Genomic DNA, 26,949 nt, shown 5'->3' with positions numbered 1-26,949 from the left:
AAATCATTTAAGCAGATCAATGAAAAGAAGAAAACATGACATTTACACAATTAGTAAACAATAGCTGTAGTATTTTGAGAGAGGAAGGCTTGCGTTCATTTATCCGGCAAGCGATAGTCTATTTAAAATATTCCGGGAAATTGGCATCAAACTATGAGATTTATCTGGAACAAAATAAAATAACAGATCAGAATTTGAGTAATATGAGGGCTCAAATAAAAAACTTCAAATATTCCCCCAAGATCAGCATAATCACTCCCGTGTATAACGTGGATGGCATCTGGCTTGAGAAAGCAATAAATTCTGTAATAGATCAGGTTTATGAAAACTGGGAATTATGCCTTGTAGATGATGCTTCCAAAGGTGATTATATTAAAAAAATGCTTGATAGATACAGCGAAAAAGACCCCAGGATAAAAGTAAAATACCTCAGCCGAAACCAGGGAATCTCAGGTGCATCAAACGAGGCATTATCGTTGGCCACCGGAGAATTCGCTGGTTTCTTAGATCACGATGATGAACTTTCCGTCAATGCCCTGTATGAAGTAGTGAAACTGCTTCAGGAACACCCGGAAGCTGATATGATATACAGCGATGAGGACAATATAACAATAGATGATAAGAGGGTTAATCCTTATTTTAAACCTGATTGGTCTCCAGACCTGCTTTTATCAAATATGTACACCTGCCATTTTGGAATTTATAGAAAAAATCTGATAGATGAAATTGGAAGGTTTAGAAAAGGATTCGAAGGAAGCCAGGACTATGATCTTGTTCTCAGGGTTACTGAACAAACGGATAAGATTTTTCATATACCGGAGATCCTGTATCATTGGAGACAACTCCCCGGTTCTACATCAGTGAGATACCAGTCCAAGAGTTATGCAGATATCTCAGCATATAAAGCGCTTGAGGAGGCTATAGACCGGAGAAAAATAAGTGGGAAGGTTTTGCCCGGAAGATTTCCTGGTTTTTTCAGGATCAAGAGAGATATAATTGGGGAACCATTGGTCAGCGTAATCATACCAACTAAGAATAAGCTTAAAACATTGAAAAAATGTATAGAAAGCATCAGAAAGAAAACCACTTATAAAAATTATGAAATAATAATTATCGATAATTATAGCAATGACAGTCGTACGCTTAGATATCTGGAATCGATAAGTGGATCACCAGGCATCACTGTTCTAAAATATGATCAACCATTTAATTTTTCAGCTATTAATAATTTTGCAGCTCAAAGATCAAACGGTGAATACCTTTTGTTCTTGAACAACGACACGGAAGTGATAAATGAGGACTGGTTATCAGCCATACTTGAGCACGCGCAGCGCCCGGAAGTAGGAGCTGTAGGCTGCAAGTTGCTTTATCCTAACGGAACGATACAACATGCTGGAGTTATCTTGGGGATAAGAGGGAGGCCTGAACAACCGGGCATCGCAGGTCATTCTTATAAACATTTATCAAATATTTATATGGTGTATTTTAAGGGACCTCATGTTATCCATAATCTCAGTGCAGTGACGGCAGCATGCGTCTTAATAAGGAAAAAAGTATTTTATGAGGTCGGAGGATTTGATGAAAACATTGAAGTTGCTTTTAATGACGTTGATCTCTGTTTAAAGATAAGGGAAAAAGGATATCTCATAACCTATACCCCTTATGCGGAACTGTATCACCATGAATCATTGAGCAGAGGATATGAAAATACTCCTGAAAAGATGAAGAGGTTTTTAAAAGAATATTCATACATGAGAGAAAAATGGGGTAGTGTTATTGATAAAGGAGATCCATATTATAATCCTAATCTAACATTGATCAAGGAGGATTTTTCAATTAGGATTTAGTATCTCGCGGGGTATCCGATCTTGGTGACAAAATTGCTTTTCCTACGATAGAGGACATGGCCATGTGGTTCCCAGTGCAAAAAACCGCCAGCCAATCAGGCCGATTAATAAATAAAAGAGCAAAATGCTCCTGTGTGGATTTAAAGACATTGTTAAATACAAAATACAGTACGAGCATCATCATCAGGGGATTCAGCATTGACCAGGCAAATCCGATAAATGAACTGGAGTATTTCGTTTTGAGGTTGCTTATCACAAGGTTTTTTATCAACTCTTTATAATCTAAAATCTTGTAATCAACACCATATATTCGAGAGTAAACAACCTTTGATTTCATGGTATATCCGCCATCGGCGGCGCGACCGCGTGGGGTCTGGGGTCGCACCCCGGCGCAGTATTGCTGAAAAGATCATGTCCCCACTGTAGGTATAAAATTTTATTATTATATATAATATTTTCTATTCAGCTATTCTCATATTCCGTACCAGTTCACTTGCCCTGAACAATGACTCAAACGTTCCCGCATCGCTCCAGAATCCGGAGAGAACAGAATAACTCATTTTACCCTGCCGGATATATTCATTATTTACATCCGTGATCTCAAGCTCTCCCCTTCCCGAAGGCCGAAGTGTCCGGATAATATTAAAAACACTTGCATCATAAATATATAATCCTGTAACTGCCAGATTCGACCTGGGAACAGCCGGTTTTTCTTCAATCGATATAATGCTTTTTCCTTTGATCCGGGCAACGCCAAACCGGTTTGCATCGGGCACTTCCTTAATAAATATCATGGAGCCTGACCTGAATGAGGAAACTGCTTCATTCACATTATCCTGGAATATATTATCACCAAGGATTACCGTTACGGGTTCATCATCCGCAAAATCCTGCGCAAGGCCAAGGGCCTGTGCGATTCCTCCCGCTTCTTCCTGTATTTCATAAGTAAGATGCACTCCAAATTCGGTTCCCGATCCCAGGAGTTCAAGAAAATGACCTGCATGACCCCGGCCGGAGACGATCATTATCTCCTTTATCCCCGCATCGATAAGTGTTTGCAGTGGATAATATATCATAGGCTTATCATACACAGGAAGCAGATGTTTATTCGTGATCTTGGTTAATGGATACAGGCGGGAGCCTGTTCCTCCTGCAAGTATTATTCCTTTCATGTTACCTCAAAATTTTTTCGCTTATTTAAATAATCAGCAAGCGCATCTCTCCAGTGGCGCATCGGAGTTGTTTTTGTGTTCACAAGGACCGAATATTGCGGACGCCTGGCCTTACGCGGGAATTCATTGCTGCTGCACGGCTTGACATTTGTTATTATCGCAGATGCGAATTCATACCAGGAACACACGCCTTCGTTTGTTATATGGTAAATTCCGGGCGGATGTCCGATGATCTCTTCGGTTTTCCTGGCAAGGTCAGCCGCATACGTTGGTTTACCGAACTGGTCATTTACTACTTTTACTGTATCCACCTGTCCGGACAGTTTTAGCATAGTATCAACAAAATTCTTACCATGTAGCCCGAAAAGCCACGATGTCCTTATGATCCTGAAATCATCCGTTTTTTCAATTATATTTTTTTCACCCATAAGCTTGGAATGACCATAGACGTTGATCGGATTGGATGCATCGGTTTCTATATACTGCTTTTTAGAGCCGTCAAATATATAATCCGTACTGTAATGAATGAGTCTTGCACCAGTGATAGAGCAACCCTGCGCTATATATCCCGGAGCTTTGCCATTTACCTCAAAAGCCAGGTCCTGATTATCTTCGCAGTCATCCACGGCAGTATATGCGGCAGCATTGATAACAACATCAGGTTCAGTCCTTGAGATGGATTCAATGACCATATCTTTATCACGTATATCAATATCGCTATGCTTGAGTTTCACAGCGTCAGGAAATACCTGGCACAGTTCCATACCAAGCATCCCGCCAGCGCCAAAGATCATCGTTTTAATTTTTCCCACCACCAGCGATTTTCGATGTACCATTTTACAGTATGCTCCAGGGCGTCATCAAAGTCATGCTCAGGCTCCCATCCGAGCAACGTAAGTTTTGAACAATCAAGCGAATACCGAAGGTCATGTCCGGGCCGGTCTTTAACATATTCGATCATGGATTCATCAGCTTTTAGCATCTTGAGAATCTTTGTTGTGATCTCAATATTTGTTTTTTCGGCCCCGCCGCCAATATTGTATATCTCCCCTATACTGCCTTTGTGAAGTATAAAATCAACTGCCTTGCAGTGATCAAGAACATATATCCAGTCGCGCACGTTTTTTCCTGTCCCATAGACCGGAACTTTTTGGTTTTCAAGCAAATTCGTTATAAACAGGGGTATAAGCTTCTCAGGATACTGGTATGGTCCGAAATTGTTGGTGCACCTGGTAATGACCACAGGCAGCTTATGAGTGATAAAGTAAGATCGGGCTAAAAGATCAGAACCTGCCTTACTTGAAGAATAAGGACTTGAAGGAGTCAGGATGTCAGTTTCCACAAACGATCCGCGGATTATGCTTCCGTATACCTCGTCAGTAGAGATATGAATAAATTTCCGTATATTGTGTCTTAATGCGGCATCAAGAAGCGTAAATGTGCCAAGGACATTGGTTTTAACAAAAACTGATGCATCTTCGATCGAGCGGTCAACATGGCTCTCAGCAGCGAAATGTACTACATGGTCAACTTTTTCCATGAGCTTATTCACTACTTTTGAATCGCAGATATCACCGCGGATGAACGTATAGTTCGGGTTTTTTTCAATATCTTTGAGATTATCAGGATTTCCTGCATACGTTTGCTTATCAAGATTTATAATCTCGTAACCGGGATATTTTACAAGCATGTGCCGGATAAAGTTGCTTCCGATAAAACCAAGACCGCCTGTTATAAGTAATTTCAATTTTTTCACCAATTCAACCGTGCTTTAATCCGGGTGCAAGTCCCCAATCGTATGGTATTTCCTTAGAATCCGGAGACAATCTGTATTCATCAGGTTCTTCATAATTATAAGGCAGGGTGGGAATACTCAGGAAATATGCCGTCTCCGTACCTACGGCTTTGAACCCGTGATATACACCAGGAGGAACACTGATCAGTATCGGGTTTTTTTCACCCGCGAACAATTCCATCAAATTCTTATAAGTTGGTGACTCTTCCCTACCATCATACAGGACGACTTTCATCATGCCATGTACACATGTGAAATTATCAGTCTGCTTCTTGTGATAATGCCAGCCTTTTACGACTCCGGGATAAGCAGTTGTAATATAAACCTGCCCGAATTTGGTAAATATCTTATCATCGCATCGCAGGATTTCCATAAGCCAGCCCCGCTCATCAGGAACGACTTTCAGGTTTTTTATGACTACGCCGTCAATATTTTTCATATTTGCTATATTATCCTATCCAGATATAACTGTTTTATTTGTATTCATTAAATAGTTTTGCTGGAACAATAAAAGGCTTATACTATTATATTAGTTTTTCCATTATATGCTTTGATGCTCCTCAAACGAACTGTCACCGGAACTGTTTCCATAATCGTTCTCAACTGGAATGGAAAACAGTACCTTGAGACATGCCTTTCATCACTGGTAAGACAAACCTACAAAAATATCGAGATCATATTTGTAGATAATGGTTCTTCTGATGGTTCAATTGATTTTGTAAGAAATAAATTTCCAGGTATCGTTATTTCAGGACATACTACTAATCTTGGCTTTGCGGAAGGCGTGAACAGCGGCATCAGGATTTCAAAGGGGGAATTCATAGCCACCATAAACAATGATGCCCAGGCAGATGAAAACTGGGTAAATAATCTTGTGAGGGTTATAGAATCCGATCCCGGTATCGGGTGTTGCGCATCCAAGATGATGCGGTACTATGACCGGAACATAATTGATTCGGCAGGCATCGTTATTTACCAGAACGGAAATGCATACGACAGGGGGAGAGAAGAAAAAGATACAGGACAGTATGATAAAATGGAGGAAATCTTCGGTTCCTGCGCAGGAGCGGCCATATATCGCAGGGAAATGCTTGATGAAATAGGTCTCTTTGATAAAGAGTATTTTGCATATTTTGAGGATGTGGATCTATCTTTCAGGATGCATCTTTTTGGCTGGAAATGCATTTTCGCGCCTGATGCTATTGTATATCATATGCATTCTGCAACAGCCAAAAGTTCATCACCGTTCAAAATATTTTTTATCGAAAGGAACAAGCTCTGGAATATGTGGAAATATTTTCCTGTTCAGGTACTTATTGTTCAACTCCCGTTCACGAACATCCATTATTTTAGATATATAATGTTATTCATAAAAACATTCTTTGGAATTACTCCCGAAAAGGAAGAACCGGTTTTAAATTACAGTTTCAGATCGGTTTTATTTGCTGTATTACGCGCAAAATTGTCAGCATATGAAAAACTTCCCCATATGTTGAACCAGCGAATGAAATTACGATCAAAAGGTGCGGATTTCTCCAGGCTCAATCGATGGATAATAAAAAGCCATGAGAGAATATGATATTTTATTTATTTTTTCCAGTAATATGCATGCATGCTCAAATGCCTCTTAATTGATCCGGGTATCCATTTATGATGCAACCCAAAAAAAAATCCGGTGAATTTAAAGATGTCGTAGCATATTGCATACGGGATTTTGATGAAATTTTCCCGTCCCACATATATTATTTCAGCTATAAAATATTTGATTCCATTACTCAGAACTGCCGGTTTCATATACATCTGGGAAAATGATACCCCTGAATCAAAATATCTTTTAAATACCTGTTTTAAGCCGTAATTATGAGAATGGAACACAGCTGCATCCGGGACATACTCTATTTTGTATCCAAGTTCGTTTGCTTTTCTGGCCCAGTCATGATCTTCGCTAATGATGAGTTCCTCGTTAAATTTTGTATTTTTCCATACTGAGCGCTTGATCGCGGAATTTACATTTGAGAAAAATGCATTCATGTTGAAATCTTTTACCGAGTATGGTTCATTTAAAATAGGCGGATAATTCCTCTGAATGAAAAATCGTTCCATAAGTGGTGTATTTTCATAAGGGATCTGTCTTCCAAAGGTCGCTGCAACATTTTCAATGGCAAGCCTATCTACGAGATTTTTAAGCCAATTCTCATTTGCAGGTATCGCATCCGCAGAAAGATACACAATATAATCTCCTGTAGCATATCCGGATGCAAGGTTCCGGGTCCTGCCATGTCCGAATTCACCAGGTGGTATGGTATAAAATCTTACATTAAATCCGGATACCTTCCGTATCGTATCATCGCTTGACCCCGAATCAACCACAATAATCTCATAATCATTACGGATTTGTTGCGCCTGAACCTGTTGCAGGACTTTTCCGATCGTTGTACCATTGTTTTTTGTAAGTATGACAACTGATAATTTTATATTTTCCATAAATTATACTATTTTTCCTTATCTTCAAGAATAAATATACTTATAATTAGTGCCGAAAATATGACCTGGATCCCAAGCGCTGCCATTGTCATTGATGTCACTGCAGTCCCAACTTCTGAAAGTGAACCATATCCCGATCCTATCCATTTCAAGACCACACCCGAACCCTGGACAAGGCCTGCAAAAAATAATACAATTCCAAATAATAGTCCTAATTCCAGGGAATGGTAATCCAGTATTTTAGCGGTCAATCCGGTTTTGTCGATCCTGTTATGAACAATCCCATAAACTTTCATGTAGCCACCGGTGGCTATCATCTGGGTACCGATGAGTAGCAGCATCGAACCAAGTATAAAAGAATGCAGGCTTGTTGTTTCAACATTCCCGCGAATTGATAGGGTCACTGTCATAAATATTCCAAGGATCAATATCAAGAAACCCGGGATCGAAAAAAATGGCGTAGGATTGTAAAGCATCATGAACCTTAAATGGCGCCATCCGTCTCCCCATGAGTGGAGTTTGGAGGGTGTCAGCCTCGGATAATATGTAATAGGTACCTCGGTTATTCGTAACTTTTTCCTGGCAGCTTCTATTATCATTTCACTTGCAAATTCCATCCCTTCACTTTTAAGATCAAGCAGATCATACGCTTCTCTTTTTATTGACCTCATGCCGCAATGGGAATCGCTGAGATTTGTTTTAAAAAGTTCATTAAGAATGCCTGTTAATACTGGATTTCCAATGTATCTGTGAAGCCATGGCATAGAACCTTTTTTGATCTGGCCTTTAAATCTTGTGCCCATTACAAAATCCGCATCATTTGACATTAAAGGTTTCAGGAACTTTGCCAGTTCAGAAAGGTCATAGGTGTCATCTGCATCCGCAAGCACGATGTATTTTCCTTTTGCATGCCAGAACCCTTCAAGGAAAGCATTTCCATATCCTTTATTGTTCGGTATTACGATCTTTGCTCCAAGCTTTCTTGCTATATCCCTGGAATTATCTTTGGAATTATCCGGGATAATTATTTCCCCGTCCCAACCCTCTTTTTTCAATGCTAACCATGCTTTCTTTATGCACACTCCTATGGTCTTTTCCTCGTTCATACATGGGATTATAATCGATACAAGGGGTGGGCTCATCATACCCAGCATATCTTCAGAGATGAAATATCTTTTTGTTTGATATTCTATACATGCGATTTACCAAAAATTATTTATGCCAGTAATACTTCATAGGCGTAAATAGAACTCACAGTAATAATGTGGTGATAAAACAATGTTAGGCGGATTTAATGAAGAACAAATAAGAAGATACTCGCGCCATATCATATTACCTGAAGTAGGTGGGAAAGGACAAAAAAAACTGCTTTCATCGAAGGTATTATGCATAGGCGCAGGGGGTCTTGGCGCACCAATAATTGAATATCTTGCAGCAGCAGGCATCGGGACTCTTGGTATTATCGATGATGACACTGTGGATCTGAGCAATCTCCAGAGACAGGTTATACATGGAGGCAATGTGGGAAAGCCCAAAGCTGAGTCCGCAAAACAGTTCATAAACAATCTCAATCCGGATATTGAAGTGAAAACCTATATTGAGCGGCTGAATGCCAATAATGTTATCGATATTTTTAAAGAATATGACATGATAGTTGACGGCTCTGATAATTTTGCGACAAGGTACCTCGTTAACGATGCATGTGTTATAACAAATAAACCTCTTTCTCACGGCAGTATATACAGGTTCGAGGGACAGGTCACAACCATTATTCCTCATAAGGGACCATGCTACAGATGCCTCTTTGAACATGCCCCTCCCCCCGGGATGGTGCCAAGCTGCCAGGAAGCAGGCGTACTTGGCGTCCTGCCAGGAATAATCGGTGTAATGCAGGCAACTGAGGTCGTGAAATATCTTCTTGGAATTGGCGAACTGCTTGTGGGGCGTCTCGTTTATTATGATGCGCTGAACATGACTTTCGATGAGATCAAGATGAGATGGAACAAGAATTGCCCGATTTGCGGTGAAGTGCCAAAGATAACCTCAATACAGGAAGAGATATATGGGGATTCATGCAGAATATGGTGAATAATATGACAACTGAACTTGATCTTAAAGGTGAGGTTTGCCCTTACACCTTTGTAAAAACAAAACTGAAACTTGAAGAAGTAGAAAGCGGCGAGGAACTGGTCGTATATTTTGACCATGCACCGGCAGTTGAGAATGTCCCGCGAAGCCTGAAAAATGAAGGCCATAAAATAATGGGTATTGAGAAAACAGGCGATCACCTCTGGAAAGTAAGGATAAAAAAATTATGAAACTGGGGATACTCCTGACCACAAGCCCTGAGAATGAGAATACCAACACTGTTATTGAAATAAGCAAAGCTGCTAGGGAGCATGGTATAGATGTATCTATTTTCCTGATGTATGATGGCGTTTATAATGTGAATAAAAAAGAATTTGCAGGACTGGTCGACAGGGGCATTGAAATAGCAATCTGCGCATTTAATGCAGAACAAAGAAAAGTCGCTAAAGTGGATGGCATATTATTCGGAAGCCAGTATGACCATGCCTGTATTGCAAGTGATGTTGACAGGTTCATATCGTTCGGGTAAATTATGAAAAAAATCGCTGTAATTGTAAGAAACCTTCCATTTAACACACGCAGGAATGCCGAAGCCCTGCGCATGAGCGTGGGATTGACACTCCGGGAGGATAAGGTCACAGTTATATTCATAGATGACGGGATTTATACAGCAACCCCCACAAAACCCGAATTTATCAACATTCCTCCTCCTGTAAAAGAGTTTGGGGCGCTTTCCATGCTTAAATGCAGGATGCTTGCAGATAAACCTTCAATGGAAAAAAGAGGGATTCAGGAGATTCTTGAAAATATAACATGTGTTGAACGTGAAGAGATAATCCGAACAATTAACGAATCAGATATTGTTATTCCATTCTAGTTATGAAGATACTACATATTATCAGGAACCCCAACGATGCTACCCCGTTTGAGATAGCTAAATCACAGGGTAAGGAGCATGAGGTGGCAATTCTTCTCTTACATGATGCTGTTTACACGAATCCCGGTCTTCGAGTATATGCCTGTGCAGCAGATGCCCGGGCAAGAGGGATCACGAAGCATGAATGTGTGGATTTTAAGAGGATAGCCCGGATGCTGTTTGAGTATGATAGAATAGTGTCGTGGTAGTAATATTAATAGGGTAGTATTTATTTAATCCTTCCGAAATCATCCTCAAATCTTTCAATATCATCCTCTCCTACATAATCACCAAGCTGGACTTCGATAATTTCAAGCGGTATTGTTCCGGGATTTGATAATCTATGCTTGATTCCTGCTTTTATGAAAGTGCTTTCTCCGTTGCGTAAATAAAATTCCCTGTCATCAACCCGGATCCATGCCATTCCTGTGACAACTACCCAGTGTTCGCTCCGGTGATTATGAAGCTGAAGACTGAGTTTTTTACCAGGTGTTACTATAATATTCTTGATCTTATGTCTTTCTGACTCTTCCAGTATCGTATATGAGCCCCACGGCCTGTACACCGTCAGGTGGAATAATGCTTTATCATTATTCTGGTTTTTAAGCGATGTCACGATATTCTTGACTTTCTGGCATGATTTCCTGGGAGAAACAAGAAGGGCATCAGGCGTATCCACCACAACCATATCATTTACATCTATGAGTGATACGATCTTATCCTTTCTGGAATATATGAGATTTCCCCTGGAATTCAAAGACATATCATCACAATTATAAACCGCATTTCCTAATTCATTCTTGTCCGTTTCCTGGAATATCGAATCAAAATCACCAAGGTCGCTCCATTTGGATTCAAGCCTTACAACAGCCACTTTATCTGATTTTTCCATTATGCCGTAGTCAATCGAAATGGATGGAAGTTCACTGTAAATTTGCTCGATATTCTTTCCATCCGTGAAGGCTGATATAATGTCCGGCGCATGTATTTTAAGTTCCTTGAAAAAGACTCCGGTTCCGAACATGAACATGCCGCTGTTCCAGAGACATTTTTCCTGTATGTATTTTTTTGCAGCCTCTAATCCGGGTTTTTCCCTGAATTCAAGGACTTTGGAACCGTTTTCAAAATTTTTCCCGGGTTTTATGTAACCGTAGTCCGTATGAGGAGAAGAAGGCGTGATCCCGAAAGTCACGAGATATTTAGAACATAATTTTTCTGCGCTTTTTATTTTATCAATAGCTGCCATGTCAAGTAAATGGTCAGAGGGAAAAACGCCCACAGCACACTTACCATACTGCTTTTTTATTTCATTCATACCTAAACATATTGCGGGAAGTGTATTCTTTCCCTGTGGTTCGATCAGTATGTTTTTCGTTGGTACTTCAATCCTGAGTTCTTCCATTTGTCCTGAAACAAAAAATTTCTGGTTTTGATTTGTAACAACGAATATCTCGGAAGGATCAGATAACTTAAGGCATCGCAACAAAGTTTTCTGGAATAGCGATGTATTTTCAAGTTTTAAGAATTGCTTGGGATATTGCTCCCTGCTCAAAGGCCACAGGCGTGTGCCCGAACCTCCTGCAAGTATTATGGATTTAATGTTGGTCATATATTTTTAAATTATGTTACAATTTCTTCTATTCTTTCCTGTTCGATCGCCTTTCTTATTTCCATTGCCATTCGCCTTCCGGTGCTCATGGGTTTGCGCCATAGGGTGTTACCATACGGATGCCCTACGGAAACATGAACATTTGTTCCTCCGCCAACACGCGGCGCCACGTCATAAACATAGAAATTCAGGTCTTTGTCAACACATGTCTGAAGACAGAACGGTCCGATGATCCCCGGATCATAATATTTCCGGGCAGCTTTAACATATTTCTCTGCCAGTTCAAATGCATCCTCCAGTAAAGATTCACGTAAAGTCGCAGAATTATGGCCGCATACTGTATATTCGGGAGTAATCTGGCATTCGTTCAGCGCGATCTGCTGGGGAGCAGGAAGCCGGACATGCCCGTCAAGGCTTGTCTCAAAGCGCCAGTCAATACCGAGAAGCTCTACTTTGCTCATATTTTCTTCAAGTGGTGAATAGAACATATCAAGGTTAAATACAGGCCCGATGACATATCTCTCGATCCTGGCACTTGCAAGCGCCTCTTTTGTGATAATCCCCTGTTTCAGGAAGGCCTCTGATTTTTTTTTGTACTCATCAAAAGATGCCGCTGTGAAGAAACCCCGTTCCAGTTTCTTAACAGCATGAGGTAATTTTACCATAACAAGACTGTCGATATCCTCAGGACTTGCTATTTTCTCAGGATAAGGAAGCCCTGCTTTTTCAAGAAGCCAGTAGTAATCCCGTTCCTCTCCCCGCTCTTCGCTCCTGAGAAGGTTCCGGCTTCCGAACATTGGAACCTTGAAATTATTTTCAATTTCATCTATCCCGCAATAGGATGTAAATGAGCGGTTTGGAATAAAGATCGTATTTTTCTCCCTCATCTTTTCCTGGTTCTGCGGCTTCATTATCTCATTGAATTTGGAATAAACATCAGCGCTGTCAACTATTCCCCGAACCAGATTGCCATTTTTTCTCTGTGCCTTAAAATATTGTGTGTAGGTTTTTTCCCTCCCTTTCTCGCATACTGCATATGTCCTGAAACCCTCTTCTACCGCCCCGTCGCATACATCGAGTGCCGAATGCGATGCCAGTACACCTATCGTGGTTTCACTGATATCGTATTCGCATATTACTTCGGTTATTTCCTTCCGTTCTATCATATTCACCTGTAAGTTTTAAATGTCCATGAATGTTGCGTTTTTAAAATATAAAAATTTGTGTCTATTTTATGTTTTCAGCAATAATGATGTTCGCACGTCCTTTCTTGATCTTTTTAATCAGACCCCGGTCTTCAAGGTCGGCAATCATAAGGCTGACTTTTGCTTCACCATATATCACTTCTTTTCTCAAATCCTTCTGGGTGATTCTTCCGCCTTTTTTCAATATTATATCATATAGTTCTTTGAGGTCATCGGGAAGTTCCGTCAGATTCCTGTCTTCTTTTTCCTCTAACTGTTCGGGAGGCAAAGGAACAGGTTTATCGATTATTGGAACGTCTGGCGTCCTTTTTTTCTTCCATATAAAGATAATAATAATAATAATTGAAATAATAATAAAAGCAACGAGAAAAATTATGATATAATTCGTGGAATCTACCTGTTTTGTGTCTAACTCACCGGTAAGGTTTATATTCCCGAAATACTCATAATCCGAATCAATAGGTGGAAACAGAATAAGATCAAGGTTCTTTGAATCATCAGGATTGTTTATCCGGAGCTTCTCTTCACCGGATAATTCCAGGATATTATTGTAATAATATTTAGCTGTGATATCATAACTTCCAGGTGAAATATCAAAAAAATATGTTCCGTTTCCAGAAACCTTGTATTGCACTCTGGTGGAGTTCTCTTCTATTTCAACTATCACATTGTTAAGAGGTTTATCAAGCTCTGACCATTCATATATAGTACCATATACTTTTGCTGCCTGGACGTGAGAGATCAGGATGGTTATTAGAATTATAACTAAAATAATTCGTCTTTTCATTAACACATATTCTAATTTCAGAATATGCTATATATAGTTTATTATAAAGCTAAAAAAGCGTTTATAATGTTTTGTAAAGAATTATCAAGCATAAAAAAACTTAATTTTTTAATCACATAAAAGTATATTTATGTAATCTGTCATTATAGTATTGGGTATACAATCGCGGATGCGATTGGAAATATAGAAGGAGGTAAAAAACATGAAACCCACAAATATATTCAGGATATTAACACCCCTTATCCTGGCACTGTTCATCCTGAGCTTATTATCGGGAACTGTTGCAGCACAGGCAACAGCCAGAGAACAGTATGAAAAAACAAAGGAACAATATGAGGTACAAAAAGAAAAGTTCGACAATACAAGAAAGCAATTTGAAGATGCGAAAAAGCTCTTTGAGGATGCAAACAAGCGAATCAAGGATACAGGCAATAAATCAGATAACAGGTCAAGTGAAGAATTAATGGTAAAGGCCAGGGAATATCTCCTCAAGGCAATAAACCATACCGAAGCCCAACTTCAGGTAATGAAGAACAGGCTCGATAATCCTGAAAATAAAGGAATATCAGCCTCCGATGCGATAAAGATCATTGATGCACATACAGTACAACTTGAACAGTTGAAAGGAAACGTCAGCCAGGCAACTACTATCGGGGAAATCAGGGCTGCTCATAAGGAACTGGCAGGAATTGTAGCTAAGATAAATCTTGAGACACGTTATTTCCTGGGAATAGTTCTGAACCACAGGGTTGAAAATTTCATAAGCCGTGCAGATAACGTTTCAGTAAACGTGGATGATGCCATTGCAAAATTGAAAGCTAATGGTACAGATACAACAAAACTTGAATCCGATGCAGCAGAGTTCAAGGACAGGGTAAAAGAAGCAAAAGAGATTCAAGCCAGGACTATGGCTTTATTTGCAACTCATGCCGGATTTGCTGCAGATGGCACTGTTACGAATGAAAAGGATGCCAGGGATTTCCTTAAAAAGGCAAATGAACTACAAAGAGACACCATCAAGGAATTGAAAGAGGCTGGCAAAAAACTGACGGAATTCGGTAAAGAATTCAGGAAACTTGCCCGTGGAAAGGTAAAAGTTAGTGAGAAAGGCGAACTGGAAATAAATGGTGAAGCCACTACTACTTTTACTGCTAAAGGAGATTAAAAATATGAAATGGATTTATATCTTAATATTGTTGGTTGTAGCGGCCTCAACATCAGGTTGCGTTGATAAGAACCAGGCCGAAACACCTGGACAGGTCCCTGCCCAGACATCGGTTTCACCAGGTGAAGCAGCAGTTACACCCGGAGCAATTGCAGCTCCGGCAGCAACAGGATCTTCTCAGGCAGTTTCACCGGTAACAGATGACCTTTTTGGGACAGAAAGCAATCTATCTGCAATAGATACAACGTTTAATGATATGAATATGGAAATTTCCTTATCGGATACCATTTAAGGTAGATGCGGATGCATTTACCGTCTAATTTTTTTATAAACACATATTTGGATTATAGGATATTTAAAATTCTAATGAACAAAAAAAAGAAAAAAATTTAAGAAGAATTCACATTCTTCTTAACCGAACAAGGCGCCGAGGCCTTCCATTCCGCTTTCTTCAGCTTTCTCTTTGGATTTCTCATCTGCTTTTGGCGCTTCAGCTGCTGCCGGGGCTGCCGCTGCCGCTGCTGCCGGAGCCGCTGCTGCTGCCGGAGCTGCAAATGCTGCCTTTGCAATGGCCTCTTCGATATTGACCCCATCAAGGGCTGAAACGAGTGCTTTTACCCTTACTGCATCAACATCAACACCTGCTGCTTTAATAACAGAGGTTATTCCTTCTTCAGTTATTTTCTTTCCTGCGCTGTGTAATAATAGCGCTGCATATACGTATTCCATTTTAATCACCTTTTATTGAATTTAACTTTTTTGAATTCTCTCTTTTGTTTTGCTGCTGACGGAATTAGCGTCCTTTGCCATTGCCAATCTGGCAACAGATATCATCTGTGCATTTGCTTTTCCAAGCAATACATCGATGACTTCAGGCATTATGACTTCAGCATTTATTGCAAGATTCCTTGATTGCGATGCTGCCTTTGCGAGCAGTGTGCTGATAGTTGCTTTAGCCGGATAAGCTGAGTTGACTGACAAATTGAATGCATGTTGGACTGCCAACGTCAGATTATTTGTATAAGTGGTCTCGTCGACCGACAGGATCTTTGATTCAAAGATCGTACCATTTTCATAAACAGCACGAAGGTCGAGTCCCAATTCCATGGGGTGTATTTCAAGGCGTGAAAGGATAGATGCAAGTTTTGCATCAACGACATCGCCTTTTTTAGCCACGGTCTTTGTCTGGCGGATTACGACTTTTCCTCCTTCTATACCAGCCGGGATTCCTGCTCCGGTCAATTCTCCGACTATCGGTCCTGGTGGGAAGGAAGTTGGTCCTTTTTCAACTACTATATCCTTTGGAGCGATGCCTCCTGCCTTCATCGGTGCAGAGGTCTTTCCTTTCTCCAGGATTTTAAAGAGTTTGAAAGGATTCTCGTTAGTAAACAATAACGCTGTCTGGTCTTCAACATACTTGTTTATCTGCTTGACTTCATTGGATGATTCAGCAAGCGCACGGTCAATAAGAGAATTCCTGCACATCTTGAGGTCTGCAATACCGCGCAGACTCTTTCTCATTAGTTGGAGCTGGTTAGATGGGATTCCTGTAACTCCTACAATACCGACTGAAGAATGAGCCGTTATAAGTCTTTTTATATCCTCAATTTCATCTTTTTTCCATTTTGGGATGTGAATACTGTGGTGTGCTATTTCAGTTGACATTTTATACCACCTTTATTGCCGGTCCCATTGTGGATTTGACATAGATCGATTTGACGTTATACATGCCACGTTCGTACCTGTGCTCAATACGGTTGATTATTGCCTCGATGTTCTGGGATAATTTCACAGGGTCCATATCTTTTTTACCCACTGTGATATGGAATGTCATCTTATCCTTGGACCTCACTTTTATTGAGTTCTTGGACTTGTTTATTACCTGAACGACATCCTTATCCGGTGTCAATGGTATGGGCATTTTTCCCCTGGGACCAAGCACCTGGCCAAGGGTTTTACCGATCACAGGCATATATGCTGCTTCTGATATGAAGAAATTTACTTCTTCTGCCAGGTTTTTTGCCCGTGTTTTGTCTTCTCCGAGAACACTTATCTCCTCGGGATCAAGAACATAATCTGCACCGGCAGCTTTAGCCCTCTGGGCAGTATCACCTTTTGCAAATACCGCGATCTTTATAGGTCTTCCCAGGCCGTTTGGCAGGATTATTTCTTCATCAAGCCTGTTCGTGGGCTGGTTCATATCAAGATTTTTAAGGTTGATGGCTAGATCAACGCTTTCCGCAAATTTTCGCTGTGGAGACTTTTCTAAAGCCTGCCTGACAGCTTCTAGTATTTTTTCGTGTTCCAATATAATTCCTCCCGTAGTTATTCGACTATTGTCTCCTACGGATGATAGGGGAGTACTCGTTTCTACTATAAAGTACTTTAAGCTATCGGTTAAAACCATTAGCTAATTAAAAGGTACTTACCAAGACCCTATGAAACCGTTGATAACTTTTTTTCACCTCCTTATGTCAAATAGGCAACTGAAGAAAGATTTTCTTTTATCCCATGCTGCAATCTTATCAAAGCTACTGCAAGTAGAACTATACAGCATTGCGTTACATGAAGGTCGATATTCTTTATGCCTTTCCCATTTATATGCGTCTCTAATCCAAGATTGAGTTTCATATAACTGTTTACCCCCTCGCTGTGGTTTCTCATATGGTACAAATCAAGCACAGCATCCGGGCATTCTTCATATTTCTGCACGTATGGACTCCTAAAATACATAGCAACAGGATCATGAATTCCCTTCTTAACAAGATATTGCATCATATCTTCAAGTGAAGAATCTTTCTTGTAATCAAGTTCATTCCAGTACTTTCGATACAGGTAATTTATCTCTTGTTCTGGTGTATAGGTATAGGTTTTTCCACCGAATTTATGCTCGTACATAACGTTTCTTCGCCAATCCATGTCTATATGATAGTGGCATATCAAACCAAATTCGACATGGGCTAATGCAATATTTTCATTCCCATTATAACCGCCATCAAACCACGTCTCTCGCATATTCTTTCCAGCTGAAACAGATGTATTCCTGAGCATGCTTTCTAAATATTGGTTATCATTGTCAGTGCCTCCACACACCTTTTTAGCCAGAGGGATATTGTGGTCATAATCCTCGGTTATATGTGTTTTCACCATCTTTTTCTTATAATATCCATTATATTCTCCGATAGTATCATTAGGAACTTGAATTGGTGTACTATCCGTTCCAGTTTTTTCACCAATTTTTAATCCAAGTTTATCTCCTGTACCAACAACCTTGATGCAAAAGAGTTCCATTATTGAATCCATTCCTTCATTACCCAATCTTATTTTTTCAAAATGCCTTAATGTTTCATGGTCGGGAATTATAACATTCCCATTCTGGTCGATATTAAAACCAAGCTCTATAGCCTCATCAGAATGATTGTTAAGATGATTTTCGGTCCTTGTATAGTACTTGATGTTCTTGGTCTTCCTCCAGACCATTGTCTTGAACATAGCTCTTCTCGGATACTTCTCTTCCCCTTCTTTGACTGAATAATATTTGTTGAGTTCAGGCATTATCGGGTCAAGATTAAGCTCTTTTAGAAATTTAGATGCTCGAACACTATTCTGCGAAGTCGCATCAACGAATTCTTCTTCATCTCTATCGGTCAAGCCGATGAATTTGATTTTGTCCCAATAAGATTTTAGGTGTTTAATTACATTATATTCCAATGTTCATTCCCCCCTTACTTTTGACTAAAATAAAATTGGGGGAATGAACAATAATAGTTATAGATCGTTTTTATCGCATATTGTAACCGTTACACTGGTCTACTGCAAGCATAACAAACAGTTAAGTTTAAATGGCAAAACTATGAATTGGTAACCACCAGTATTGCTGTTTTTTACAATATTAATGGCTGTTTATTTTTATAGCAGATCAAGAAAGATTTCCCAGCTTTTTATTTTGTATGTCCTGTTTTTCCTGTTCTGGATAGTTAACCTGCTCGCCCTGGGTCCACGAAGATTTATTCCATTTGAATTACAAACCGTATTTCAGATAATTTCAATCGCAGTTATAGGAATAATCTACCAAAAGGTGTCCAAATGGACAAAATAAAGCGCAGACGGGATCGTCTCGAGATGATATTCGATATTCTAAATATTATTAGAAATCATCATAATTCCATAAGGCCAACACCATTGCTCAGGCATTCAAATCTATCGTCACAAAGTTTTTCAGAATGCTTAAATGAATTATTGGAAAAAGATCTGGTCAAGGAAATTACTGACGATAATGATAGGAAATTCCTGACCCTGACAGATAAAGGATTTAAATATCTGGAAAAATACAAATTAATTTCAGGTGTTAAGTTATAATGGCTTTGATTGGAGTATACTGGATTTTAGCCATTATCACTTTTTGGGAATGATCATAAATGTTTAATACTATATTCGCATACTAACGAATAGTAGTTGGGGCAGATAAAAATACTTTTTTATCAATCCTATCCTATCCAAATCGCTCCAACTATTTCTTTACCTAAATTCTTGTTTGATGAAGGCGAGAGGATAGGTAGTAAAGATTAAGCACCTAATTTAAACGATGTTTCGAAAGAGACTGAGGCTACTAAAGACTTTAAGTGCTTAACCCTACTCCATATTTAACATGGTTATTATACTATTAATATTTTTGCTTATATAATATGATTACCATGATAATTATGCTCATAGCGACATATATCGAATATTTGCACTCATTGAAAAGGGTGATCAGTCAAAGTACATTTCCCAATTCAAATATCGGTTAAGGAATTTAATGGCTAATAACACATCTTTTTATGATTCCTATTAAGAACCTATCCGAAAATTCAAAACCACAGGGGTCACAGAGAGCAAAGAGATTTTTTAAGCACGTCTCCGTGAGAACCTGTGCAATCCGTGTTCTGTGTCATGATTTTTCTCTTAACCGCTAACGTATGAAGTTAATTTTATAAGGTATTAGAATTAAATACTAATATTGTAGTTATTATCTATCAACCGAAATTGGGAGGGATATTGAATATGGACATTAATGAAAATTTGGAAACTCCGCCTGAACTCATATCAAAAGTTGTTATATCAATAATAGTTTTCTTTGGCTTGTTGATTTTTGCAATAATTTATGTTGCATTTTTCGCTTCATCATTCAGTCTTTTTCAGCAGATTGCTGTTATTCTGGTTGCCTTGCTCGTGGCGACAGCGATTCTCGGAGCTATGTGGGTTTCCTGGGGCATGAAGTATGGTAAAGAATGGAAGGAAAAAGGCTGTAAATAATTGAATTGGAATTTCAACTAACCGAATTTTTAGATTTCAGAATCTAAAAAAGGATTCTCAGGATGCAAGACTCTTCCTGCATTTGATAACAAGAGAATAATAATTGTTGCTTTAAACCTTGGCTCGCTCCACAACACTCCGCTCCATGCAAGTTTTGATGAAAAGGCGAAGAATTAAATATGCAGTTTACCATTTCATCCTCATAAAGAGTAAAAAATGAGTAATGCCAGAGACGAATATAAAATAAATGCTTTGAGAGACATACATCTGGACGAATGTATTTGCAGGGATTGTGGTAATAAATTTAAAGGGCTGCCTGTCCGTTATATTGAATGTCCTGCATGTCGCTCCACGAATATATTAAAACTCCCATAGCGTTCTTTGTCCTTTCTCTTCTTCCAGATTTGCAACTCTTATCCCGACCCGCCGGAGAGCAAACGGATGTTCTGCAAGAAATGCTTTCACAAGTTCATGGGCATGAGCTTTGATCGTCCCGGCATCTTTTGAGGATGCGGATAGTGTATGGCTCTTGGTGTGGGTTTTGAAGTCCTGGGAAATAGCAATAAATGAGACTGACCTGAAACTGAGCTTCCTTGCTTGCAGTTTCATATGAATATCATTTGAAAGCTGATCGATCGCATCAAATATCGTATTCAAATCTTTTGTATTTTTCTTCAGCGTGATTATGCGTCCAATCTGTCCTGTACCAGAACGCTCCTCAACAGGCGAGTCATCGAGTCCCTGGGAAGCCTGTTTCAACCAGGTACCTTTCGCATGTCCGAACTCCCGGACAAGTTCATCTGCTGCGAGTTTCGATAAATCTGCAATATTTTTCACTCCAAGTTCGTTCAATCTTTCTCCGGTCTTTTTACCAACCCCTACCAGGTCAGTAATTTTAAGAGGTCCCAGGAATTGTAAGACCTCTTCTGGCCTCACAACAGTCAGACCATCGGGTTTATTGTAATCAGATGCAACTTTGGCAATAAGTTTATTAGGCCCGATCCCGACAGAACATGTCAAAGAGACTTTCTGTTTTATCTCATTTTTTAACTGTATGGCAAGCAATTTTGCCCCCTCAAAATCATTGACTTTTCCTGTCAGGTCACAAAATGCTTCATCTATACTTTCCTGCTCAATTTTTTCAGAATATTCTTTCAATATCTCCATCACATCATCAGATATCGTGCGGTAAAGTTCCATGTTTACGGGTAAGAATATTGCCTGTGGAGCTATTTTCTTTGCATAGCTGATCGGTATTCCCGCTTTTACGCCCAACTTCCTGGCTTCATAATTACTCGTGCTTACAGCGCCAGAGTCTCCTCCGCGCCCAGAGTAGACGCAAATGACAACAGGCTTTCCTTTTAGTTCCGGATGTTCTCTTTCCTCGCATTGGGCAAAAAAGTAATCCATATCAACATGCAGGATAATCCTGGATTTCATTTCATTATTTGACATGGATCACCTTATTTTATCTTTTTCGTCTTCCCCGCTTCGCCATAAGCTGTCTCAATGGCCTTCCGGCTGATCTCCTCATAATATTTTTCCATCTTCTTATTGAAATCTTCCTTGCTATCCCAGAACTGCGGCGTTCCCAGGCGCTTTATGATCGCGGCTGGCACATCGGGATGGGATATGTTGACTGAGAAGGATTCAAGTTCCCCGCCGCTCCAGAAACCATCTACTGATAGAGGGGTTTCTTCTGGTTTTACATTTTCAGCCTCTTTTTTGGGTTCTTGTGATTTCTCCTCTCCCACCCGCTTTTGGCGAAGTGAAACCATGATTTCTTCTTTTTTCCGCCCTCTCAGGTTAAAAAGCATGAAAGGATCGCGGTCAAATTCTTCTGCCAGAATGTAATAAACTGCTGCTATATGCTTGCATGGATTTGCGCTATCAGGACATGAACAGTCAGTTTTGATATCTTTGGAAGATTCGGGAAACAGAGGTACACCCGCATCTTTAAATGCCTCTTCGATATTTTTCGGCATTTCACCGGCCAGCAATTTTGCTGCAAATATCGCCTTCCGGGCCATCTCTTCCGTGGCTTTTCCCCACGCTTCGCCTGTGAGCGGTTTTATTTCTATCATGACAGAATATGGTTTAGATACCGAACCCTGCACATGCGCTGTGACTTTTCCTGGTGTGAGTTTAAAACCAAGTACCTGCCCGCCTCTTGCATATCTTCTCCCTCTTTCAAGCCTGTTGCTCCAGCCAAACGATTCAAGCACAGAGACCCAGCGCTTTGACCACCATGTGTCGCCGATGCCGTCTCGCTTGCTTTTTGCTTTGATGCCGCCTTCCACTTTTATGGGTTTTGAAGAGGTGTAGCCTCCCCAGAAATCATCACGGTATGCCATTATCCCCTCCACTCCTGGCAACCGCAAATTCCAATTGTTTTTAAATTATTCATCAGCCACCGCCTCGCGTCTGAGCATGAACAATTCCTTCAACTGCCTGGTAGTCATCTCTGTCAGCCATCCTTCACCAGTACCAATGATATTCTCTGCAAGCTCTTTCTTTACCTCTATCATCTCATCTATCTTTTCTTCAAGCGTCCCGTCGCAGATGAATTTATGAACCTGTACGTTCTTTGTCTGCCCGATACGAAAAGCCCTGTCTGTAGCCTGGTTCTCAACTGCCGGGTTCCACCACCTGTCAAAATGGAACACATGGCTTGCACGCATAAGATTTAGACCCACACCGCCTGCTTTTAGAGAGAGTATGAAAATCCTTGGGCCATTTTTTTCCGAGAACCGCATGACCATCTGATCTCTTTGCTTCTGGTTTACCCCCCCATGCAAAAAGAGTATCTCCTGCCCGAAAACCTTCTGGAAATGAGCTTTTAGCATACTGCCCATTTCGGCAAACTGCGTAAATATCAGGACTGAATCACCTTCTGCCAGCACTTCTTCAAGCATCCCGGTTATCCGGTTCAACTTTCCTGAGCGCTCCGGGATGGAAGAGCCATCGCCAAGAAACTGCGCCGGGTGGTTGCAAACCTGCTTGAGCCTCATAAGAGCAGAAAGCACAGCACCTTTTCTTTCGATTCCTTCAGAGTTCTCGATCTTTCTTAGCATGTCCTTTACAACCGCCTCATAGAGCGTAGCCTGCTCCTTTGTGAGGTTGCAATGTTCTTTGATTTCGATCTTATCGGGGAGGTCTTTAATTATCGAAGAGTCTGTTTTCAGGTGGCGAAGCACAAAAGGCGTGATAATGTTACGCAGGCGCAATCCGGCTTCCTTATCATTATATCGCTCAATCGGAAGAGCAAAAGTCCTTCTGAAACCAGCAGCAGAGCCAAGATAACCCGGATTCAGGAATTCCATGATGGACCATAACTCGCTCAACCGGTTCTCAACAGGCGTTCCGGTAAGAGCAACGCGATATCCGGCTTTTATCCGCCTCACGGCCTGGGATTGCCTGGTTGATGAGTTCTTGATGTTTTGCGCTTCATCAAGGACTACGCCATTCCATTCAACCTTATCAAGCACATCCTCGTCCCTGTGTGTAAGCGCATAAGTGCTTATCACAAGATCGTAATTGGGAACTTCTTTAATGAATTCTTTCTTCTTCCGGCTAATACCGTGATGCACAAGGACGCGAAGAGAAGGGGCAAACTTCTTTGCTTCCCTTTGCCAGTTCCCGACTACAGAAGTAGGACATATAAGGAGTGTCGGTCTTTTGTTTCCTTCTTCCTTGTCTTTTAATAAGAGGGCAAGGAGCTGAATGGTCTTTCCAAGCCCCATATCATCAGCAAGGCATGCTCCAAGCCCATACTGCCTCAAAAATGCAAGCCATGAAAAACCTTTCACCTGATAGGGGCGAAGTTCTCCGCTAAAACTGTCAGGCTGTCGGATTTGCATTATTCCTTTGCGCCCGGATAATTGTTCAAACAGGGAGGACAGGCTTCCTTTTGCCTCAAATCCAGAGATTTTAAGACCTGTTTCGGACTCGCCCTGTCCGATACTTAGCTTCATGGCTTCACTTAACTTCATTTCACCGGAATTTTTTGACCTGAAGAATTTTATTGCGGCATCAATTTCATCTTTTTTGAGCTCCACCCATTGCCCGCGTATGCGTACAAGCGGCTCTTTGAGGCTTGAAAGATGTTGAAATTCTTCTTCACTTATGGCTTCACCGCCAACTGCAAGCTGCCAGTTGTAATTTATTATCGAATCAAACGTAAATATTCCTTTTCCGGTCTTTTGCTCGCGCTTTGGTTTTACGCTCAATTTTATCCCGAGCTGTGTCTTTGCTGCCCCTTTATTCCACCATGGTGGAATAAGAACACCAAAACCGCTTTCAGATAGCAGGGGCGCCGCCTCTTTCAAAAATGTATATGCCTGCTGCGTCCTGAGTTCTGCAGCAACGGGCCTTGCCGCGTTCAGGCTATCTTCAATCGGAAGGAATAAGCGTGAGGCTTTTCCCAGGTCAGCAAGAAGTTTTTCCTGAGGGTGGTCGAATTTTCGTTTCAGGAATGAGAGCGTATCACGAGATTCTCTCCAGACGTCATCTGCCGGAACAAGAAGGCTCGGGTCATCCGATGCCTGGAGGAAATACCGAAGGCTCCAGCTATCATCAACATCCGGTGCAGGTGGATCGAGACGAAAACATGTGCGAAATCCGGATCTCTCTACTTCGTATATTGGTCTGCCCCATGATCTTATTCCTTCAGACAGGTTTTTTAGTCCATGTGTATTGGTTTTTATGGGTTGGCCTGTTGAAAGGGATTCTAACCATGCTGATGAGATGCTTGATGTTTTAGACCGGATTTCAGAAATAGGGATCCATCGCCGGATGCACCCATCCACAGCCGAGTTTATATAATCAGATAATAATGCTTCGGGATTGTTTGGTGATCCATTTAAGAGGATCGATCTGCAAATTGGTGGCATTCCGCGGGCAAGCATTGACATGCGTATCATATCGTCCTGGTCATTGAGCACATACTGCCATCGTGCAAAGCTCTGACCGTTTTTATCGGATGAAACAAGTCCGGGGACGAAATGCTGTTTTGACATAAGTTCCATTGAAAACTTTGAGACTTTGCTCCAGTACCTAAAGTCTGTCCCGATAGCAAAATCATCGATTCCTGTCCAGAAGCCAGAAAGCACTGTTAAAAGCGAAACCGCATCTTCCGGAGGAAGGCTTAAACCGTCTATTTTCCATTCTGCCAGAGTGACTTTCCCGTTTCCATTTTCGCTGTCATCTTCCTTAATCAGGTCGGGAGAAGCCTGTGGAGAATTTGAAATAGAGGGAAGTGTTATGAATGCGCTATCCTGCCACGCATTTTTAATAACATTGTTTGCGGGATCAAGTAATGTGATTATTTTGAGAATGTCATCCTTTGAAGCCTGAAATGGATGAGAAGTCTCTCTCCTCTCCCTGGGACGTCCCCTGCGCTTTAATTTAGCTGATGATGAAGTCTCGCCCCATAAGAAGAAGCCCCCTTGTTCCTTTAGTGAAGCAGATGGTTTCCACGTTCCATGTAAGACGATCATTTAATACAAATATACTCATATGTTTTGTGTAATAAATGTTTGTTTTTATAAATTAAAGCCGCCGGAGGGGTTTGAACCCTCGATCTGCTGATTACGAATCAGCCGCTTTGCCGGGCTAAGCCACGACGGCATAAAGTGTGGGTATATTGGTATTTTCGTCTAAATAGTTTGCCTTTAGACTCACATAATTTTATATGTATAAAAAACAATGAAAAGAATATGCTATATATATTGAAGATATTGTTCTGTACGCCTTTTTTACTATATTCATGTTATTCAGATATCAAAACCCGCCGCGTTACAAATAAATTATGGCTGGTGATGCTTGTAGGAGGATCTCTTTTTATTGCTTATGACATCTGGTTTCACGGAATTGATTATTTATTTCTGATGTTTATTTCTACAGGATTGATCTTCATTTTTGTGTATCTTTTATTCCAGATTGGTGTATTTGGAGGAGCTGACGCAAAATCACTTATCGTCTTATCTTTATTCTTTCCATCATATCCGGATTTTAGTTTATTTGGATATGATTTCCCTCTTAATGAACCCTTACCGCTATTCAGTAATTTATTTTCATTCGGGATATTTGAGAATGCAGTGCTTCTTACGATCGTTGTTCCTTTAATCCTCGCCATTTATAATGTTTCAAAAATGGGTCTGCATATCGACAAACCATTATATGCGTTCATAGGTTATAAGACGAGGATCAGCGAACTTTCAAATAAAAAGCACATTAGAATGATCGAAGGATTTGAAAAGGTAAATAATAGTATCAAATTTTATTTTAAACGGGGCGGCTTAGAAATTGATGATAATGTGATAAATGAACTTAAGAAAATGTCTGATAATGATTTTGATTTGATCAAGGATGTATGGGTTACACCTGGTTTGCCATTCATGATACCAATAACACTGGGTTTCTATGTATCAATATTTTATGGTGATTTGATTACTGAATTAACAAAATATATTATTTTACATTAACATTTTAAAAAATTTAATTGAAATAAGTGAGCATAGCGACTTTTTACAGTTCCCGAGAGTTCGCACATCTTAGTACAGTGTAAAACGTTGACAGGCTTAAC

The 26,949-nt window shown here is 40.4% G+C and carries 29 protein-coding genes and 1 tRNA gene; 12 read left to right on the top strand and 18 right to left on the bottom strand.

The window, feature by feature from the left end; translation table 11 throughout:
* Positions 1-35: 35 nt before the first annotated feature.
* A complete protein-coding gene (locus FIB07_15105; protein ID NJD54181.1) occupies positions 36-1,847 on the top strand; it encodes a glycosyltransferase family 2 protein in 1,812 nt (603 codons plus the stop codon).
* Here the strand turns inward: FIB07_15105 and FIB07_15100 are convergent.
* The 5 genes from FIB07_15100 to FIB07_15080 form a co-directional block, all read right to left on the bottom strand.
* Positions 1,837-2,184 carry a hypothetical protein gene (locus FIB07_15100; GenBank protein NJD54180.1) on the bottom strand — a complete coding sequence of 116 codons (348 nt, stop codon included), beginning with the start codon at positions 2,182-2,184 and terminating at the stop codon, positions 1,837-1,839. The two genes, FIB07_15105 and FIB07_15100, sit on opposite strands and share 11 nt — an antisense overlap.
* Before the next feature lie 121 nt (positions 2,185-2,305).
* Positions 2,306-3,019 (bottom strand): spore coat protein, encoded by a 714-nt coding sequence (locus FIB07_15095; protein ID NJD54179.1) that lies wholly within the window; start codon positions 3,017-3,019, stop codon positions 2,306-2,308.
* Positions 3,016-3,837, bottom strand: a complete 822-nt coding sequence (gene rfbD / locus FIB07_15090) for a dTDP-4-dehydrorhamnose reductase (protein NJD54178.1) — start codon at positions 3,835-3,837, stop codon at positions 3,016-3,018. Before rfbD ends, FIB07_15095 begins: the two co-directional genes overlap by 4 nt.
* Entirely contained in the window at positions 3,810-4,766 is a 957-nt protein-coding gene (gene rfbB / locus FIB07_15085; protein NJD54177.1) for a dTDP-glucose 4,6-dehydratase, read from the bottom strand. The genes rfbD and rfbB overlap by 28 nt, the downstream gene beginning before the upstream one ends.
* 13 nt (positions 4,767-4,779) lie before the next feature.
* Positions 4,780-5,253 (bottom strand): dTDP-4-dehydrorhamnose 3,5-epimerase, encoded by a 474-nt coding sequence (locus FIB07_15080; GenBank protein NJD54176.1) that lies wholly within the window; start codon positions 5,251-5,253, stop codon positions 4,780-4,782.
* A 114-nt stretch (positions 5,254-5,367) separates the two neighbouring features.
* On the opposite strand from FIB07_15080, the gene FIB07_15075 reads away from it, so the two are divergent.
* The gene (locus tag FIB07_15075) at positions 5,368-6,393 is read left to right on the top strand and encodes a glycosyltransferase family 2 protein (GenBank protein NJD54175.1); all 1,026 of its coding nucleotides are present in this window, start codon (positions 5,368-5,370) and stop codon (positions 6,391-6,393) included.
* 8 nt (positions 6,394-6,401) lie between these two features.
* On the opposite strand, the gene FIB07_15070 is transcribed toward FIB07_15075, so the two are convergent.
* Positions 6,402-7,298 (bottom strand): glycosyltransferase family 2 protein, encoded by an 897-nt coding sequence (locus FIB07_15070; GenBank protein ID NJD54174.1) that lies wholly within the window; start codon positions 7,296-7,298, stop codon positions 6,402-6,404.
* An 8-nt stretch (positions 7,299-7,306) separates the two neighbouring features.
* Positions 7,307-8,452 carry a glycosyltransferase family 2 protein gene (locus FIB07_15065; GenBank protein NJD54173.1) on the bottom strand — a complete coding sequence of 382 codons (1,146 nt, stop codon included), beginning with the start codon at positions 8,450-8,452 and terminating at the stop codon, positions 7,307-7,309.
* Between the two features lie 124 nt (positions 8,453-8,576).
* Between FIB07_15065 and moeB the strand changes: the two genes are divergently transcribed.
* From moeB to FIB07_15040, 5 genes are read left to right on the top strand one after another with little or no spacing between them, the layout of a single operon-like run.
* The gene (gene moeB / locus FIB07_15060) at positions 8,577-9,386 is read left to right on the top strand and encodes a molybdopterin-synthase adenylyltransferase MoeB (protein NJD54172.1); all 810 of its coding nucleotides are present in this window, start codon (positions 8,577-8,579) and stop codon (positions 9,384-9,386) included.
* A gap of 5 nt (positions 9,387-9,391) precedes the next feature.
* The gene (locus FIB07_15055) at positions 9,392-9,616 is read left to right on the top strand and encodes a sulfurtransferase TusA family protein (protein NJD54171.1); all 225 of its coding nucleotides are present in this window, start codon (positions 9,392-9,394) and stop codon (positions 9,614-9,616) included.
* Complete coding sequence (locus FIB07_15050) at positions 9,613-9,915, top strand: DsrE family protein (protein ID NJD54170.1); 303 nt, start codon at positions 9,613-9,615, stop codon at positions 9,913-9,915. The genes FIB07_15055 and FIB07_15050 overlap by 4 nt, the downstream gene beginning before the upstream one ends.
* Positions 9,916-9,918: 3 nt before the next feature.
* Complete coding sequence (locus FIB07_15045) at positions 9,919-10,263, top strand: DsrE family protein (protein ID NJD54169.1); 345 nt, start codon at positions 9,919-9,921, stop codon at positions 10,261-10,263.
* A gap of 2 nt (positions 10,264-10,265) precedes the next feature.
* Complete coding sequence (locus FIB07_15040) at positions 10,266-10,511, top strand: hypothetical protein (GenBank protein NJD54168.1); 246 nt, start codon at positions 10,266-10,268, stop codon at positions 10,509-10,511.
* Between the two features lie 20 nt (positions 10,512-10,531).
* Here the strand turns inward: FIB07_15040 and FIB07_15035 are convergent, their stop codons facing one another.
* From FIB07_15035 to FIB07_15025, 3 genes are all read right to left on the bottom strand, one after another.
* Complete coding sequence (locus FIB07_15035) at positions 10,532-11,902, bottom strand: mannose-1-phosphate guanylyltransferase/mannose-6-phosphate isomerase (protein ID NJD54167.1); 1,371 nt, start codon at positions 11,900-11,902, stop codon at positions 10,532-10,534.
* A 20-nt stretch (positions 11,903-11,922) separates the two neighbouring features.
* The gene (locus tag FIB07_15030; protein ID NJD54166.1) at positions 11,923-13,077 is read right to left on the bottom strand and encodes a formate--phosphoribosylaminoimidazolecarboxamide ligase family protein; all 1,155 of its coding nucleotides are present in this window, start codon (positions 13,075-13,077) and stop codon (positions 11,923-11,925) included.
* Between the two features lie 61 nt (positions 13,078-13,138).
* The gene (locus tag FIB07_15025) at positions 13,139-13,903 is read right to left on the bottom strand and encodes a hypothetical protein (GenBank protein ID NJD54165.1); all 765 of its coding nucleotides are present in this window, start codon (positions 13,901-13,903) and stop codon (positions 13,139-13,141) included.
* Positions 13,904-14,105: 202 nt separating this feature from the next.
* Here FIB07_15025 and FIB07_15020 point away from each other — a divergent pair, with 202 nt between their 5' ends.
* Together FIB07_15020 and FIB07_15015 are read left to right on the top strand one after the other, a co-directional pair.
* A complete protein-coding gene (locus FIB07_15020; GenBank protein ID NJD54164.1) occupies positions 14,106-15,068 on the top strand; it encodes a hypothetical protein in 963 nt (320 codons plus the stop codon).
* A 4-nt stretch (positions 15,069-15,072) separates the two neighbouring features.
* Positions 15,073-15,360 (top strand): hypothetical protein, encoded by a 288-nt coding sequence (locus FIB07_15015; GenBank protein NJD54163.1) that lies wholly within the window; start codon positions 15,073-15,075, stop codon positions 15,358-15,360.
* A gap of 119 nt (positions 15,361-15,479) precedes the next feature.
* Here the strand turns inward: FIB07_15015 and rpl12p are convergent, their stop codons facing one another.
* The 4 genes from rpl12p to FIB07_14995 form a co-directional block, all read right to left on the bottom strand.
* Entirely contained in the window at positions 15,480-15,797 is a 318-nt protein-coding gene (gene rpl12p / locus FIB07_15010; protein NJD54162.1) for a 50S ribosomal protein P1, read from the bottom strand.
* 21 nt (positions 15,798-15,818) lie between these two features.
* Complete coding sequence (locus tag FIB07_15005; protein ID NJD54161.1) at positions 15,819-16,733, bottom strand: 50S ribosomal protein L10; 915 nt, start codon at positions 16,731-16,733, stop codon at positions 15,819-15,821.
* Between the two features lies 1 nt (position 16,734).
* Positions 16,735-17,376 carry a 50S ribosomal protein L1 gene (locus FIB07_15000; protein NJD54160.1) on the bottom strand — a complete coding sequence of 214 codons (642 nt, stop codon included), beginning with the start codon at positions 17,374-17,376 and terminating at the stop codon, positions 16,735-16,737.
* A gap of 161 nt (positions 17,377-17,537) precedes the next feature.
* A complete protein-coding gene (locus tag FIB07_14995) occupies positions 17,538-18,719 on the bottom strand; it encodes a hypothetical protein (GenBank protein ID NJD54159.1) in 1,182 nt (393 codons plus the stop codon).
* Between the two features lie 435 nt (positions 18,720-19,154).
* Here FIB07_14995 and FIB07_14990 point away from each other — a divergent pair, with 435 nt between their 5' ends.
* Together FIB07_14990 and FIB07_14985 are read left to right on the top strand one after the other, a co-directional pair.
* Positions 19,155-19,427 (top strand): winged helix DNA-binding protein, encoded by a 273-nt coding sequence (locus FIB07_14990; protein ID NJD54158.1) that lies wholly within the window; start codon positions 19,155-19,157, stop codon positions 19,425-19,427.
* 684 nt (positions 19,428-20,111) lie between these two features.
* Positions 20,112-20,363: a hypothetical protein gene (locus FIB07_14985; GenBank protein ID NJD54157.1), complete on the top strand. Its 252-nt coding sequence runs from the start codon at positions 20,112-20,114 to the stop codon at positions 20,361-20,363.
* Between the two features lie 360 nt (positions 20,364-20,723).
* On the opposite strand, the gene dinB is transcribed toward FIB07_14985, so the two are convergent.
* The 4 genes from dinB to FIB07_14965 all read right to left on the bottom strand — a co-directional run bounded on the left by dinB (position 20,724) and on the right by FIB07_14965 (position 25,991).
* Positions 20,724-21,818, bottom strand: a complete 1,095-nt coding sequence (gene dinB, locus FIB07_14980) for a DNA polymerase IV (protein ID NJD54156.1) — start codon at positions 21,816-21,818, stop codon at positions 20,724-20,726.
* Positions 21,819-21,826: 8 nt separating this feature from the next.
* On the bottom strand, positions 21,827-22,717 hold the full coding sequence (locus tag FIB07_14975) for a hypothetical protein (protein ID NJD54155.1): 891 nt from the start codon (positions 22,715-22,717) through the stop codon (positions 21,827-21,829).
* 45 nt (positions 22,718-22,762) lie between these two features.
* Complete coding sequence (locus FIB07_14970; GenBank protein ID NJD54154.1) at positions 22,763-25,390, bottom strand: DEAD/DEAH box helicase; 2,628 nt, start codon at positions 25,388-25,390, stop codon at positions 22,763-22,765.
* A gap of 527 nt (positions 25,391-25,917) precedes the next feature.
* Positions 25,918-25,991, bottom strand: a tRNA-Thr gene (locus FIB07_14965).
* A gap of 89 nt (positions 25,992-26,080) precedes the next feature.
* Here FIB07_14965 and FIB07_14960 point away from each other — a divergent pair.
* Positions 26,081-26,848, top strand: a complete 768-nt coding sequence (locus tag FIB07_14960) for a peptidase A24 (GenBank protein ID NJD54153.1) — start codon at positions 26,081-26,083, stop codon at positions 26,846-26,848.
* Positions 26,849-26,949: the final 101 nt, after the last annotated feature.

The organism is Candidatus Methanoperedens sp. (assembly GCA_012026795.1).
In the GTDB taxonomy this organism is placed as follows: domain Archaea; phylum Halobacteriota; class Methanosarcinia; order Methanosarcinales; family Methanoperedenaceae; genus Methanoperedens.
This window is presented reverse-complemented; position numbering and strand designations above follow the sequence as displayed.

What these genes read in the sequence shown, in the direction of transcription:
- FIB07_15105 (NJD54181.1), top strand. Translation starts at nt 36, where the DNA reads ATGACATTTACACAATTAGTAAACAATAGCTGTAGTATTTTGAGAGAG.
- FIB07_15100 (NJD54180.1), bottom strand. Translation starts at nt 2,184, where the DNA reads ATGAAATCAAAGGTTGTTTACTCTCGAATATATGGTGTTGATTACAAG.
- FIB07_15095 (NJD54179.1), bottom strand. Translation starts at nt 3,019, where the DNA reads ATGAAAGGAATAATACTTGCAGGAGGAACAGGCTCCCGCCTGTATCCA.
- FIB07_15080 (NJD54176.1), bottom strand. Translation starts at nt 5,253, where the DNA reads ATGAAAAATATTGACGGCGTAGTCATAAAAAACCTGAAAGTCGTTCCT.
- FIB07_15075 (NJD54175.1), top strand. Translation starts at nt 5,368, where the DNA reads ATGCTCCTCAAACGAACTGTCACCGGAACTGTTTCCATAATCGTTCTC.
- FIB07_15070 (NJD54174.1), bottom strand. Translation starts at nt 7,298, where the DNA reads ATGGAAAATATAAAATTATCAGTTGTCATACTTACAAAAAACAATGGT.
- FIB07_15065 (NJD54173.1), bottom strand. Translation starts at nt 8,452, where the DNA reads ATGCTGGGTATGATGAGCCCACCCCTTGTATCGATTATAATCCCATGT.
- moeB (NJD54172.1), top strand. Translation starts at nt 8,577, where the DNA reads ATGTTAGGCGGATTTAATGAAGAACAAATAAGAAGATACTCGCGCCAT.
- FIB07_15055 (NJD54171.1), top strand. Translation starts at nt 9,392, where the DNA reads ATGACAACTGAACTTGATCTTAAAGGTGAGGTTTGCCCTTACACCTTT.
- FIB07_15050 (NJD54170.1), top strand. Translation starts at nt 9,613, where the DNA reads ATGAAACTGGGGATACTCCTGACCACAAGCCCTGAGAATGAGAATACC.
- FIB07_15045 (NJD54169.1), top strand. Translation starts at nt 9,919, where the DNA reads ATGAAAAAAATCGCTGTAATTGTAAGAAACCTTCCATTTAACACACGC.
- FIB07_15040 (NJD54168.1), top strand. Translation starts at nt 10,266, where the DNA reads ATGAAGATACTACATATTATCAGGAACCCCAACGATGCTACCCCGTTT.
- FIB07_15030 (NJD54166.1), bottom strand. Translation starts at nt 13,077, where the DNA reads ATGATAGAACGGAAGGAAATAACCGAAGTAATATGCGAATACGATATC.
- FIB07_15025 (NJD54165.1), bottom strand. Translation starts at nt 13,903, where the DNA reads ATGAAAAGACGAATTATTTTAGTTATAATTCTAATAACCATCCTGATC.
- FIB07_15020 (NJD54164.1), top strand. Translation starts at nt 14,106, where the DNA reads ATGAAACCCACAAATATATTCAGGATATTAACACCCCTTATCCTGGCA.
- FIB07_15015 (NJD54163.1), top strand. Translation starts at nt 15,073, where the DNA reads ATGAAATGGATTTATATCTTAATATTGTTGGTTGTAGCGGCCTCAACA.
- rpl12p (NJD54162.1), bottom strand. Translation starts at nt 15,797, where the DNA reads ATGGAATACGTATATGCAGCGCTATTATTACACAGCGCAGGAAAGAAA.
- FIB07_15005 (NJD54161.1), bottom strand. Translation starts at nt 16,733, where the DNA reads ATGTCAACTGAAATAGCACACCACAGTATTCACATCCCAAAATGGAAA.
- FIB07_14990 (NJD54158.1), top strand. Translation starts at nt 19,155, where the DNA reads ATGGACAAAATAAAGCGCAGACGGGATCGTCTCGAGATGATATTCGAT.
- FIB07_14985 (NJD54157.1), top strand. Translation starts at nt 20,112, where the DNA reads ATGGACATTAATGAAAATTTGGAAACTCCGCCTGAACTCATATCAAAA.
- dinB (NJD54156.1), bottom strand. Translation starts at nt 21,818, where the DNA reads ATGTCAAATAATGAAATGAAATCCAGGATTATCCTGCATGTTGATATG.
- FIB07_14975 (NJD54155.1), bottom strand. Translation starts at nt 22,717, where the DNA reads ATGGCATACCGTGATGATTTCTGGGGAGGCTACACCTCTTCAAAACCC.
- FIB07_14970 (NJD54154.1), bottom strand. Translation starts at nt 25,390, where the DNA reads ATGGAACTTATGTCAAAACAGCATTTCGTCCCCGGACTTGTTTCATCC.
- FIB07_14960 (NJD54153.1), top strand. Translation starts at nt 26,081, where the DNA reads ATGCTATATATATTGAAGATATTGTTCTGTACGCCTTTTTTACTATAT.